This is a genomic window from Chitinophaga pollutisoli, from assembly GCF_038396755.1.
GTDB lineage: Bacteria > Bacteroidota > Bacteroidia > Chitinophagales > Chitinophagaceae > Chitinophaga > Chitinophaga pollutisoli.
Genome location: NZ_CP149822.1, coordinates 1163838 through 1177190 on the forward strand (window position 1 = coordinate 1163838; position 13353 = coordinate 1177190).

The 13353-nt window shown below is 56.7% G+C and carries 9 protein-coding genes; 6 read left to right on the plus strand and 3 right to left on the minus strand.

Annotated elements, in window-relative coordinates; all coding sequences use genetic code 11:
* The first annotated feature begins 112 nt into the window (after positions 1-112).
* From WJU16_RS04940 to WJU16_RS04965, 6 genes are all read left to right on the plus strand, one after another.
* Positions 113-712 (plus strand): RNA polymerase sigma-70 factor, encoded by a 600-nt coding sequence (locus WJU16_RS04940; protein WP_341837211.1) that lies wholly within the window; start codon positions 113-115, stop codon positions 710-712.
* Positions 713-792: 80 nt separating this feature from the next.
* A complete protein-coding gene (locus WJU16_RS04945) occupies positions 793-1932 on the plus strand; it encodes a FecR domain-containing protein (RefSeq protein ID WP_341837212.1) in 1140 nt (379 codons plus the stop codon).
* 141 nt (positions 1933-2073) lie between these two features.
* Positions 2074-5436, plus strand: coding sequence for a TonB-dependent receptor (locus WJU16_RS04950; protein WP_341837213.1), 3363 nt, complete (start codon positions 2074-2076; stop codon positions 5434-5436).
* Between the two features lie 11 nt (positions 5437-5447).
* Positions 5448-6959 carry a RagB/SusD family nutrient uptake outer membrane protein gene (locus WJU16_RS04955; protein ID WP_341837214.1) on the plus strand — a complete coding sequence of 504 codons (1512 nt, stop codon included), beginning with the start codon at positions 5448-5450 and terminating at the stop codon, positions 6957-6959.
* Positions 6960-6963: 4 nt separating this feature from the next.
* Positions 6964-7815 (plus strand): endonuclease/exonuclease/phosphatase family protein, encoded by an 852-nt coding sequence (locus WJU16_RS04960; protein ID WP_341837215.1) that lies wholly within the window; start codon positions 6964-6966, stop codon positions 7813-7815.
* Positions 7816-7820: 5 nt separating this feature from the next.
* Positions 7821-9875, plus strand: a complete 2055-nt coding sequence (locus tag WJU16_RS04965; RefSeq protein ID WP_341837216.1) for a BACON domain-containing protein — start codon at positions 7821-7823, stop codon at positions 9873-9875.
* A 119-nt stretch (positions 9876-9994) separates the two neighbouring features.
* Here the strand turns inward: WJU16_RS04965 and WJU16_RS04970 are convergent, their stop codons facing one another.
* The 3 genes from WJU16_RS04970 to WJU16_RS04980 form a co-directional block, all read right to left on the minus strand.
* A complete protein-coding gene (locus WJU16_RS04970; RefSeq protein WP_341837217.1) occupies positions 9995-10993 on the minus strand; it encodes a 2-hydroxyacid dehydrogenase in 999 nt (332 codons plus the stop codon).
* A gap of 67 nt (positions 10994-11060) precedes the next feature.
* Positions 11061-12167: a redoxin domain-containing protein gene (locus WJU16_RS04975; RefSeq protein WP_341837218.1), complete on the minus strand. Its 1107-nt coding sequence runs from the start codon at positions 12165-12167 to the stop codon at positions 11061-11063.
* 24 nt (positions 12168-12191) lie between these two features.
* The gene (locus WJU16_RS04980) at positions 12192-13349 is read right to left on the minus strand and encodes a TlpA disulfide reductase family protein (RefSeq protein WP_341837219.1); all 1158 of its coding nucleotides are present in this window, start codon (positions 13347-13349) and stop codon (positions 12192-12194) included.
* Between the last annotated feature and the right edge of the window lie 4 nt (positions 13350-13353).

Below are 13353 nucleotides of genomic sequence, written 5' to 3' on the forward strand. Positions count from 1 at the left end.
GCCACCGGCCGTTTTGAGCGGTTTCCGGACCGGGGGCGCGACATGAGACCGCGTAATGGACGGCTGTCAGTTTCCAGCCGGCGAAATTATATTTGCAAACTAAATTCATTGGATGTCTGAGCGGAAAGAAGATATCGGGCGGGGCTTGTTGCAAGCAGTTGCGGAAGGCGATGAAAGGGCTTTCAGCGAAGTGTTTCACCATTTCCGGAATAAAGTGTACGCGATCGCCTACAAGGTGACCGATTCGGAAGCGCTCGCCGAAGAAGTGCTGCTGGACGTATTTCTGAAAGTCTGGCTGAAGCGCGAGCAGTTGCCGCAAATCGAGCATTTCACGGCCTGGCTCTTCACCATCACCCGCAACCATCTCTTTAATCTTCTCAAACAAACCGCCATGCGGATGCAGGCCGCGCCGTTGACCGGCCAGGAAGACTATTCCTTCCCCTGTTCCGACAATCCCGCCGCCATCCTGCAGGAAAAAGAATACCGTAAAGTACTCCGGCAAGCCGTGGACCGGCTTCCACCTCAACAGAAGAAAGTTTACCGGCTCATCAAAGAACATGGCCTCAAGCGCGAAGAAGCCGCCATGGAACTGAACCTCTCCCCCGAAACCGTAAAACGCCATTTGTCGGACGCCATGCAGTTTATCCGCGTGTACTGCGTTTCGCACCTCGGCGCCTGGGCGGCCCTGACGATTGTTAAGGGAATATTATGAATGAAAAATATTTTCCCGCCGGCTGACCCGCTCCCGATTTTATACTGTCTCCTTTATTAGAACGCACAATCAAGCACCGAATGTCCAGACTAGACGAGTTGTTCCATAAGCTGCTGTCGGGCTCCTGCACGCAACAGGAAAAACAGGAGCTGTACGCCCTCCTGGCCACACCGGACCACGACGCCGACCTGCAACGACTGCTGGACGAAGCCATGGTTTCGGACACCAGTGGCAAAGCAGTTGAAGACGGGCGGGCCCAAGAGATCCTGTCCATCATCCTGCAGGCACAGGCGCGGCCAGCCCGGCGCAGATCACTGTACCGCACCCTCCGCATTCCCGCGGCGGCAGCGGCAGTGCTGGCGCTTGCCTACTTCGGCATCAGGGAGCTGCGGCAGCCGTCGGCCGTCGACACCCTTGCGGCAGCGAAAACGGCCGAACAGGAAATCCTCCCTGCCGCGGAAGGCGCCATCCTCACTTTGGGCGACGGCCATTCCATATCGCTCGACAGCCAGTCGCAGGGCGTGATCGCCCGGCAGGGCGGCGCTACTGTTAAACTTTCCGGCGGCGCGCTGGCATACGACAATGTGCAAACCGGCGAGGCCACTTTCAATACCCTCACCACGCCCCGCGGCCGCGTGTTCCGCGTAACGCTTCCGGACGGATCGGGCGTGTGGCTGAATGCGGCCAGCCGACTGCGGTACCCGACGCGTTTCGACAAATCCGACAGAACGGTGGAGCTGGACGGGGAAGCCTATTTCGAGATCACGCCCATGGCCAACAAGCCTTTCCGCGTGAAGGCCGGCGGGAAAACGGAAGTGCTGGTGCTGGGCACGCGCTTCAATGTTTCCGCTTACGGCAACGACGCGCAGATCGCCGCCACGCTGCTCCAGGGCAAGGTGTCAGTGAACCAGCGGGTACTGCAACCCGGCGAACAGGCGAGGATCGAAGGAACGGCGCTCCGGGTCCTGAAAGCGGATACACTGCAGGTTACAGCCTGGCGGAACGGGATGTTCAACTTTGAAAATGCCGACATCCGCGAAGTCATGAACCAGCTCGAACGTTGGTACGATATAGATGTAGTATTTGAAAACGGCGTACCGCCGCTGCGATTTGGCGGCAAAATGGAACGCGGCCTCACCCTCCAGCAGATCACCCGGATACTGGCCATATCCGACGTGCATTGCAGGCTCGAAGGCAGAAAACTGATCATCACACCATAAAAATTTCCAAACCGGCAATTCCACGCCCGTTCGCCGAAACCATTGGTTGAGGCCGGGCATCCCATGCCTCTTAAATCCTGACAACGGATCATGTCTTACTTTAACTTGCGAAAACTTCGAATGAAACCTAAACTGACAGTCATGAAGCTGATGTTTATGCTGGCGACCGTCCTCAGCCTGCAGGTGCAGGCCAGGGTTACCGCCCAGACCATTTCCATGACGGGCCGGCAGCTCTCCTTCAAGGAAATCTTCGCCCGGCTCGAAAAACAGACTGGCTACGTCGTGTTCTACAACCTTTCGCTGCTGGATAAAACCAGGCCGGTGAATGTAGACGCGCGCAACATGCCGGTGGAAACTTTCCTGACCACCATCATGAGCGGCCAGCCGATCGATTACGAAATCAACAACAAAACCATCACGATCAAGGAACGGCCGCGCGCCGCCACTCCCTCCCCGGAGACCTCCGGCAGCCAGTCCAAAGCGCCGCCGGTGAAGGGCCGCGTAACGGACGAAGAAGGAAACCCGCTGCCCGGGGCCACCGTGGCCGTTGCGGGGACCAGCCGCGGTGTGCAAACCAACGACAAAGGCGAATTCACCATTGAAGCCGAAAGCAAAGACATCCTGTTCATCTCCTATCTCGGTTTTGAAAGGAAAGCGATCGCGGTGAAGGATATTAAAGCCCCCCTGGTCGTGAAACTCGCCGCATCCAACAAAAGCGTCAACGAAGTCGTGGTAATCGGTTACGGGTCCGTGGCGAAGAAAGACCTCACGGGCGCCGTTTCCTCGGTGAAAATGTCAGACCTCGCGGACGTGCCGGTTGGCAGGGTGGACCAGATGCTGCAAGGGCGCATCGCCGGCGCGGAATTCGTGTCGGCAGACGGGGAACCCGGATCGGGCACCACCGTCCGCATCCGCGGCACCCGCTCCATCACGGCCAGCAACGAACCGCTGTATATCGTGGACGGATTGATGGACGCCATCACCTCGCTCAATGAACTGAACCCCTCCGACATCGAATCCATCAGCGTACTCAAAGACGCATCCTCCACCGCGATTTATGGATCCCGCGGCAGCAACGGCGTCATCATCATCACCACCAAATCCGGCGGCGATAAAAAAGGGAAAACCAACTTCACGCTCCGCAATGACCTCGGCTTCTCCGAGCTTCCGCGCTACCTCGACCTGATGAATGCCACCGAATTCGCGCAGCTGCAGAACGACCGGTATTACTTCGCCAGCACGGCCAACCAGACCAAACCGCTGGAAGACTACCCCTATCCCGATCCGCTTTCCCTCGGCACCGGCACCAACTGGACCCAGGAGATCACCCGCAGGGCGCCCTACCACAACCTCACGCTGTCGGCCACCGGCGGCGACAAGGCCACGCAGTACTACTTCTCCGTCAACTATAACAATAACCAGGGCATTATTAAAAACAGCGGCATGAAGCGCTACCAGGTTCGCCTCAACCTCGACCGCACCATCAGCCAGCATGTGAAAGCCGGCGTTCGTTTCAACTATTCGAACGTAGACCGGGCGCTTAACAATGCCGATGTGGGCACGCAGACGTTGTGGTACCGATCCACCATCTTCCTCGCTCCCACCATCGCCGCCTACAAACCGGATGGGAGCTTTAACGACTGGAACTCCCAATGGTACAGCGGCACCCTGTTCGATTCCCCGCTGGCCAACGTCATCCTCCGCACCAACGACCGCCTGGAAAAAAGCCTCAGTTCCATGGCCTACCTGGAAGTGACGCCGATCAAAAACCTGCTGATCCGTTCCACGATTTCGTATTCCGATCTTTCGCGGACCAACGACCAGTACACGCCTTCCACCATGCCCTCCCGCATGAACGCCAATTCCGGCGGCTATGCATACAAAAGCAGCTACGCGGAAAACAACCTGCTGAACGAAAATACCATCACGTATAAAAGCACCTTCAACCGTCACCATAACTTCGACGCGATGTACGGCTTCACCGTGCAGAAGCGCCAATACAACAACATGACGGCCAATGGACAGGGGTATTTCATCGACGACATTGAGAACAACGACCTTGGGGCGCTGCCTTCCAAGGAAACGATCAACCTCAGTTCCTCGCTGGAAACCCTCGGCCGGATGAGCCACCTCGCCCGCGCCAACTACAACTACCGCGGACGGTATTACCTCACCGCCACCATGCGCCGCGACGGGGCTTCCAACTTCTCGGCCGACAACAAATGGGCTTTCTTCCCCTCCGCCGCCTTTAAATGGAACATCAGCAGCGAACCTTTCATGGAGCGCTTCTCCAAACTCAGCACGCTTTCATTCCGCCTCAGCGCCGGCACCTCCGGCAACGACGCCATCAGCCGCTACCAGGCGCTGTCCAGGCTTTCGTCGACCACCGGCGGATACCTTTTCAACGGCGCGCAACCCGTGGCCTATTATCCCTCACGCATCGCCAACGAAGGGCTGACCTGGGAAAAGACCACCACCTACAACGCCGGCCTCGACCTCTCGTTCTTCAACAAGCGGCTCGACATCGTGCTGGAAGCTTACCAAAGCTCCACGTCAGACCTGCTGCTGACGGTACAATTGCCAACGCACGTGGGCTTTGGCTCCCGCCTGGCCAACATCGGCAAAACCTCCAACCGCGGGATCGAACTTACCGTGAACCACGAAAACATCCGCCGGAAAAACTTCTCCTGGTCTACTTCCGTAACCGCGGCGCACAACTCCCAGCGCGTCGAAGATATCGGGGGGCTGGAAAGGGTGTCGGTTTACGACAACCCGTATGGCGCGCAATATATGATGTATGGTTATGTGAAGGGCCGTCCGCTCAACGCGCTTTGGGGCATGCAATACGCCGGCGTGTGGAAGAATACTTCTGAAATAGAAAAGAACAAGGAAACGAAGGAATACGCTTCTTCCGCTGTAAATTTCTACCAGCCGGGCCGCCAGCGCTATATCGACCAGAATAAAGACGGCGTGCTCGACAACAACGACCTCGTTTATCTCGGCAACGCCGACCCTTATGTGTACGGCGGTATCCAGAACAGTTTCCGGTATAAGAAGATCAGCTTCTCGTTCTACTTCAACTATTCCCTCGGCGGCAAGATTTACAATCCCACCGAATTGTTCATGGGGACCGGCACTTACCTCAGCAACCAGTACCGGTATATGGTGAACGCGTGGCACCCGGTTCGCAATCCTACGTCCGATTTCCCGCGGGCGGATTCGAAAGACGATATCCCGAACGACCGCTTCCTGCACGACGCTACGTTCCTGCGGTTGAAGAACGTATCGATCGGGTACCCCGTCAACCTGAGCAACATTACCGGCAAAAGGCTGCAATCGCTGTACCTGGCGCTCACGGGCAACAACCTCTACCTCTGGAAGCATTACAACGGTTACGACCCGGAAGTATCGACCCAGAGCGGTGGTTCCACGATCCGCAGGATGGACAACGGTGCTTATCCCACCAGCAGAACGATCACTTTTAGCGCAGAACTGAAATTCTAAAAACAACAGACATGAAAACGAACAGACTCCGCATACTTCCCATGTTGCTCATCGGCGGCACGCTCGCGCTGGGCGGCTGCAGCAAACTGCTGGAAGAAAAACCGCACAGTTTCGTGGACGGCAGCGGGTTCTTTAAAAACGAGAACCAGGCCATCGCCGCGCTGAACGGCTGTTACATGGATTTGACCAATATTTTCGCGCAGGATCTCATGATCGCCATCGAAGGCGTTTCCGACCTGGCGTTCCTCAATTCCTCCAACCTCGACGCCAAGCTGGAAATTTCCCCTGCCAATCCCGGCATGGGCGATAATATCTGGACCGCCTGTTACCGCGGCGTGATGTACTGCAACGCCGCCATCGCCGGTATCGACAACTCCGCGATACCCGACGACCGCAAACCCGCGCTGAAAGGCGAAGCCGTAGCACTGCGCGCCTTGTATTATTACATTCTCACCAGTTCCTTCGGCGACGTGCCTTTTTATACCGACGACGTCAACAGCCTGAGCGCCCTGAAATCCATCGCGAAGCTGGGCCGGATGAGCGCCACCGAAACGCGCACCAAACTGATCAACGAACTGAAGGAATATGCGCCGCACCTCCCGATGATGCGGACCTCCGAGGTAAAAGACAACCGCATTTCCGCGCCCATGGCGTATATGCTGATCGGCAAACTGGCGTTGTGGAACAAGGATTACCCCACCTGCGTGGACGCCGTGGAAGAAATCCGCAAGATTTACGGTCAGCTGGTGCAATATCCGCTCACGGATACCTACTTCCGGAATAAGAACACCCCGGAGTCCATTTTCGAGGTGCAGTATACGTGGTCGGCGGCCGGGTTGAAGAAAACCTCCCAGGTGGCGGCCTTCTTCACCCCTACCAAAGCCTCCGGCACCAGTACTTACGATGGGGTGAACATCCCGGAACTGGGCAGCGCGGCCAACCCCTTCAACTCGGTTACGCCGTCGGAATATATGATGTCGCTCTACGAACTGGAGGATCCGCGCAAGGAAATCATTCTCGCCTATTCCTACAATGGCACCTGGTTCAAACGGCCGATGGCCAACAATGGCACCGGCAAACCCTGGATGGGGCCCAAATTCTGGTACCCGGGCATGACCAACATCGCGGACGGCAACAACCAGAAAGTTTTCCGCTATGCAGATGCCTTGCTGATGCTGGCGGAAGCCGCCAACGAAACGGGGAACACCGATCTGGCCATGCAATGCATCAACGACGTAAAATCCCGCGCCAGCGCTGATTTTGTTTTGACCAGCTATCCCGGCAAAGCCGAATTCCTGGAAGAAGTGAAGAAAGAACGCGCCCGCGAGCTGATGGGTGAATACGGCCGGAAATGGGACCTGGTGCGCTGGGGCGAATGGTTCAGCAGGATCAGCGAAACCATTGCGGAAGAATATCCCGTGATCAAGGAAAACGCCATGCCCTACCACGAATTTTACCCGATTCCTGACAAAGAAGTGATGCGCTCCAACGGCATCCTCACCAATCCTGCCTACAACCAATAATATCATGAAAAGAAATATCTCCGTTACCGTTTGCCTGCTTCTGCTCGCCGCGCTTTCCGCCGGTGCGCAGGACACGCTCAGGGTCCTCAGTTACAACATCCTCGAAGGAATGGTGAAAGACACCACCAAAGGAAAACAGGTGTTCGTGGAATGGGTGAAAAACCACCATCCCGACGTAGTGGCGCTGCAGGAATGCAACGCCTTCACCCAGAAATCCCTTGAAGAGCTCGCGCTTAGTTACGGCCACCCATACGCGGTGATCGTAAAAGAAAACGGGTATCCGACCGGTCTCACTTCCCGCTACCCCATCGCCGACATCAAAAAGATCAACGAGAACATGACCCATGGCTTTATCATGGGCAGGATCGGCAAGTACAATTTCGTAGTGCTGCACCTCAACCCGCATAAGCATAAGAAAAGAAGGGCAGAGATCGCGCAGGTGATCGCCAACATCGAATTGCAGGCCGATAAAAAGAACTGGCTGATCATGGGCGACTTCAATTCCGTGTCGCCGCTGGATAAAGACCGCCTGGAAAAATCCGGGTACCTCGCCCGGCAGCAAGCCGCCGCCGCCAAAAGGCCCGTGCTGGACAACCTGGCAGACAACGGCGCCGCGATCGATTACCAGGTGCAGCAAAGCATGCTCACGGCAGGATTCACCGACGCCGGAAAAGCGTACGACGACAAGCAAAAGGAAAGCACCGGCAAAACCGTGATCGCATCCGATTCCCGGATCGACTACATCTACCTGAGCGGCGATCTCAAAAAGAAGATCATCCGCTGCGCGTTCCTGTATGATCCGTTTACGGCCGTGCATTCCGACCACAAGCCCATTCTTCTCGAACTCAAACAATAACCGGCATGAAGCAATACCTGAGATACATCCTGGCCGCGGGCGCAATGGCATCGCTGTTTGCCGCCTGCCGCAAGACGGAAGATTATAAATTCACCACCGAACTGGCGATCGACCAGCGCATCGTGCGCCTGAACGCCGCCGCCGACACCACGCAGCTCATCGTTTACGCCGAAGGCCCCTGGACCATCGCACCCATCGACAACGCGGAATGGGTAAAACTGCAATCCTCCTCCGGAGACGGGAAGGGCAGCATCCGCGCGGAAGTGACCAGCAACGAGGGCAACCTCCCCCGCGCCGTGAAGCTCCTCGTGAAAGCAGGCAGTCTCACCGACACCATTTCCCTGCAACAGCGCGGCCTTGTGCCGCAGGTGGCCATCGCAGACACCACCGTGCAAAGCATCTCCAATGGCGGCATGCTCAAAACCGTGATCGCCACCAACGTGCCCCTGGAGCAAATGAGCATCAGCTACCGCTACGATGCTCCCGCAACCGAAAACTGGCTGAGCAACCTCACCATCAGCAATGGTTACCTCCTCGTAAAAGCGGATACCAATCGTTCAGCGGACGCGCGCTCGGGGGTCGTAACCCTCAGCTACCTCGACGCCCTCGGCACCACCACCCGCGATTCCGTCCGCATCCGCCAGCACCCCGGCATCAGCTTCGAAGGCGCCATTCAAAAGGATTTTGCGTACATCAAACAGCTCCTGGCCGCCGGCACCATCGATGAGAACATCTACATCGAAGGCATCGTGATCAGCGACAAAGGGCACCCTAACATCGCGCGCAACGCCAACTCCGCCAGCAACAAGCATGTGATCGACAAAACGGAAAACGCCGTGGCCATTTACGTGCAAAGCCTCGACGGTACTTCGGGCCTCTACCTGAAAGCGAAAACCGCCGGCGACAATATCTTCAGCTTCAACGATCATGTAAAGATCTGGCTGAAAGGCGCCACGCTTTCCCGCATCAGCAACCCCGACCACGCCATCGTTTCCGGAATCGTAGCCCAGCAGGTGATGCAAAAGGACAGTCGCACCACCCCGCTCCTGCCCCGTGAAAAATACATCGGCGACCTCACCGACGCGGACCTCTATACTTACCTGAAACTCCGGGAAGTGGAGATTTCCGTGCCTTTCGGCGCCTTCACCAATATCAACGAAGGATATGTGGCGCGGACGGATTGTTATCCCACCCATATCCGCGACATTCATGGCGACGGCCTGTACATGCTCACCAACCTCGATGTGCCTTACCGCCGCAACGGGGAGCGTGTGCCCCAGGGCTCGGGAACCATCACCGGCATCCTCGTGCATGAAAAACACGACAGGTATGGCGGCAACATCGGCAAATACGCTATCCGTCACCTCAGCCGCGAAAACATCGCCCTGCAGGACGCGCGCGAAAACGGATTCTCGAACGTGCTGGTAGAATGGAGCCGTTTCCGGAACGAATACGCCGCCACTCCCACCGCCAGCCTCAACCCGCTCACCCCCGAAACCGGCGCTGGACGGATCTGGCAGACCACCAAAACCGGCCTCGATTTCACCGGCGGAACCGGCATTGGCGCCGCAACGGATTATAACGGCCTGCTACAGGAACCCTCCACCGTGAAAGGCGCGATAAGCAACGGCGGATGGTCTACCAAAAACTGGTGGAACGCTACTGCCAACCGTGGCGAATCGTGGATGATCGAAGTATCGACCGCAGGTATCAGCCAACCTGTTTCCCTCCAGCTGGAAGGCAACTCCGACATCGGAGGGCCGCGCAACTTCATCGTGGAATGGGCTTCGTCCAACGATGCCGATACGGATTGGAACAGCGTGGGCACCTTCACACTCCAGGACGTCACCAACTGGTCGAACACTTTGCTGACGCAGGTCCCTGGTTTCAAAGTGGTGAACTTCCAGTTCCCGCAGGCGGCCAGCGGACTGCAGCAACTGTACATCCGGGTGCGTGTGGCCAACAAGACGGCAGGCAACACCACCAACCCCAGTGGAGCCTCCATCGGCGCGAACGTCCTTAGCAGGCTGGCGCACGTTTCGGTGAAGTACAACAAATAATCATCGTCGACAGCACATACAAAAAGAAACCCCGCTCAGTTGAGCGGGGTTTTCTATTTTATATATTCCTCGCAGGCAGCCAACATACCGTTGACCCACGCATCCGTCAAATTTTGCAACTAAACCAGGATTACCGCTTCGTCCAGCGGCTTCCCATTGCAAAGCTGGTCAACGCTCCGCAGCGTGACCTGCGCGATCTGTTGCAGGGCTTCTTCGGTGAAGAAAGCCTGGTGGCCGGTGACGAGCACATTCGGGAAGCTCATGAGCCTTTGAATCGTGTCGTCTGCAATGATGCTGCCCGACAGATCCTTGAAAAACAGCTTTTCTTCCTGCTCGTACACATCGATCCCCAGGTAAGCGATCTGCCCGGATTTGAGGCTCTCGATCACATCGGCGGTATGGAGCAGCCCGCCGCGGCTGGTATTGATGATGGTGACGCCCTTTTTCATGAGCGCCAGGGAGTCGCGGTTGATGAGATATTGGCTTTCGGGCGCGAGTGGACAGTGCAGCGAAATGATATCCGACATGGCGAAAACTTCCGTCAGCGGCAGGTATTCTACGCCCGCGGCGGTCAAATCCGCGTCCGGGAAGGGGTCTGCGGCGATTACCCGGCAGCCGAAGCCCGCCATGATGCGGCAAAAGGCCTTCCCGATCTTACCGGTGCCAACCACGCCTACGGTTTTGCCATGGAGATTGAAGCCCAGTAGGCCGTTGAGCGAAAAGTTCTGCTCCCGCACACGGTTGTACGCTTTATGGGTTTTCCGGTTGAGCGTCAGCAGCATAGCCACGGCATGTTCCGCCACGGCTTCCGGCGAATACGCCGGCACGCGGCAAACGCGAATGCCATGTTTCCGGGCCGCTTCCAGGTTCACGTTATTGAATCCGGCGCAGCGCAGCGCCAGTACTTTCACGCCTTTCGCCGCCAGGATGCCGATCACCTCTTCTGTCAGCTTGTCGTTCACGAACGTACATACTACCGGTGTCCCCTCCTCCACGGCGTTCACGATATGCGGCCCCAGGTGGGTTTCCAGGAATTCCAGCTCGAAACCGTACTGCTCGTTTTCCCGGATGAAAAAATATTTGTCATATGGCATGGCGGAGAAGAAAAGTATTTTCATATCCCCTAAAATACAAAAAGGCGGCCCTATTGCAAGGCCGCCTTTTTGAACGTCAGTGAAACGCGCATCAGTTCAGTACTTCCGCCAGTTTCTTTTCCAACTCCTCCCCTCTCAGGTTCTTCCCGATGATCCGGCCCTGCGGATCGAGGAGGAAGTTGGCGGGGATGGAACGGATGTCGTATTGGCGGGACACGGCGTTGTCCCACCAGTTCAGGTCGGAAACATGCGTCCAGGTGAGGTTGTCGTCGTGGATAGCTTTGAGCCATTTATCCTTTTGCCCCTGGCGGTCGAGCGACACGCCCAGTACGGTGAAGTTTTTATCCTTGAATTGCTGGAAAGCCTTTACCACCGCCGGGTTCTCGTGGCGGCAAGGCACGCACCAGCTGGCCCAGAAATCGATCAGCACGTATTTGCCGCGGAAATCCCTCAGGGATACGGGTTTGTCCAGTGTATCGTTCTGCGTGAATTCAGGCGCGACTTTCCCGATGGCCGTTGCCTTGGCGGCTTCTATGCTATGCTGCATCTTCCGGGCCATTGCATTGTCTTTCGCGGCGGGCGACAGGGATTTGAGGCGCTTTTCCAGCTGGTCCATGTCTTTATTCCGCAGGTAGAACGACAACACCATGGCACTCACCGGCGACGCAGTATGGTCATCTACCCATTTCTCATACACCAGGCGGGCAGCGGAATCCAGCCTGTTATATTCACCTTGCAGGGATTTCAGGCTCACCGTGTCTTTTACCCTGTACGCTTCGTTCATCTTCGCAGAAACTTCCGCCCTTTTACGGAACAGGGGCAATGAATTCAGCGCCTGCAGCGTGTTGAGATCTTTCGCGTAGGCGGGTCCGGCAAATGCCAGATCCTTCAGCAAAGGCCCCTTCCCCGACACCTTCAGCGTTCCCGGTTCCAGGTAAAAGAACGTAGTGCCATACTGCGCCATCCGGTCATTGCCGGCGCTCAATATGTACATATCGCCTTCCGCGACTTTCGCCTGAATGCGGAATGCGCCGCTCCTGGCTACGGCGGAATCGGTGCCGCCGCTGCTGCTAAACGAACGGAGATAGATTTTCGTGTCGTCGGGCAGCCCTTTGATTTTTCCTTCCACAACCGCTTCCTGCGCCAGTACTGGCAATGCCAGCAGGCAACAGGCTACTATCTGACTGATTCTTTTCATATCGATGATTTTGCTGTGTTGAAATTATTTGCCACCGAACACTTCCGCCAGTTGCGCGTCCATCTTCGCATCGTCGCGGTCGCCGCCTTCGAAGCGGCCGATGACCTTGCCTTGCGGATCAATGAGCACTTTAGTGGGCAGCGTGGCGATGCCGTACCGTTTGCTGATGTCTTTCGGGTTGAAGACGCCCGCCATGAGCTTCTCCCGGTCCAGCCCGCGGAGCACATGTTTCCACACGCCGATCTTGTCATCATTTACCGCCTTGCGCCAGGCGTCCGGTTTGGAATCGTCGTCAGACACGCCCACGATCTCCAGGCCTTTGTCTTTATACGCCGCGTACAGCTTCAGCAGGTGCGGATTGCCTTTGCGGCAGGGCAGGCACCAGCTGGCCCAGAAATCGAGCAGCACGTATTTGCCTTTGTAATCGGCGAGGTTGAAGGGCTGGCCGTTGATATCGGTCGTCGCGAAAACGAAGGCCTCCGTACCTGGCACGCCAATCTTCCTGCGGGCCAGTTCGTCTCCGATCATCTTCGCGTCCTTATTGCGGATGGATTCGGGAAACTGCGCGTAATACGCCTCCAGCTTGTCTGTGGGCATAGACATGGAATATCCACGCAGCAGAAACGCACTCAGGTAAGCGCCGGGGTGCTGGTCGATGTAAGCCATATCGATCTTTTCCATCGCGGCGTAATACGGCTTCAGGCCGGATTTGAACTCCTGCGCCTTGAAGTTGTCGATCTTATTGATGGAATCCAGCGATTTGAAAAATGGCTCCCATTCTTTTCTTATGGGCGCTTTCTGCGCCTGCACCTTGTTATAATCCGACTGCACCGCGCCACCGTCGACTTTCATCTTTTTAAATGCATTTTCCGAAACGGTGATGGTGGTTTTACCTGGCTCCAGGAAGAACCACTCGATATTCGGATCATCCATATTGCGGGACTGCAGGCGCCCGTTCAGGCTGGCGTATGCCGGTCCGCTCACCGCTCCCCTGAAGGCAAACCGCCCGTTTTTCACCGGCGTGCTGTCGTTAACATATTTGCCGTCGGCCCCGGGGTACCGGAGGTAAATCCAGGGCAGCTCACCGCCGGAGTAATGCCCTTCCAGGGTAAACGCTCCCTGGGCTGAGGCTCCCAGGCAACTCCCCATGGCCGCCAGGGAAAGGAAAAGGATTTTCTTCATGGTT

What these genes read in the sequence shown, in the direction of transcription:
- WJU16_RS04940 (WP_341837211.1), top strand. Translation starts at nt 113, where the DNA reads ATGTCTGAGCGGAAAGAAGATATCGGGCGGGGCTTGTTGCAAGCAGTT.
- WJU16_RS04945 (WP_341837212.1), top strand. Translation starts at nt 793, where the DNA reads ATGTCCAGACTAGACGAGTTGTTCCATAAGCTGCTGTCGGGCTCCTGC.
- WJU16_RS04950 (WP_341837213.1), top strand. Translation starts at nt 2,074, where the DNA reads ATGAAGCTGATGTTTATGCTGGCGACCGTCCTCAGCCTGCAGGTGCAG.
- WJU16_RS04955 (WP_341837214.1), top strand. Translation starts at nt 5,448, where the DNA reads ATGAAAACGAACAGACTCCGCATACTTCCCATGTTGCTCATCGGCGGC.
- WJU16_RS04960 (WP_341837215.1), top strand. Translation starts at nt 6,964, where the DNA reads ATGAAAAGAAATATCTCCGTTACCGTTTGCCTGCTTCTGCTCGCCGCG.
- WJU16_RS04965 (WP_341837216.1), top strand. Translation starts at nt 7,821, where the DNA reads ATGAAGCAATACCTGAGATACATCCTGGCCGCGGGCGCAATGGCATCG.
- WJU16_RS04970 (WP_341837217.1), bottom strand. Translation starts at nt 10,993, where the DNA reads ATGAAAATACTTTTCTTCTCCGCCATGCCATATGACAAATATTTTTTC.
- WJU16_RS04975 (WP_341837218.1), bottom strand. Translation starts at nt 12,167, where the DNA reads ATGAAAAGAATCAGTCAGATAGTAGCCTGTTGCCTGCTGGCATTGCCA.
- WJU16_RS04980 (WP_341837219.1), bottom strand. Translation starts at nt 13,349, where the DNA reads ATGAAGAAAATCCTTTTCCTTTCCCTGGCGGCCATGGGGAGTTGCCTG.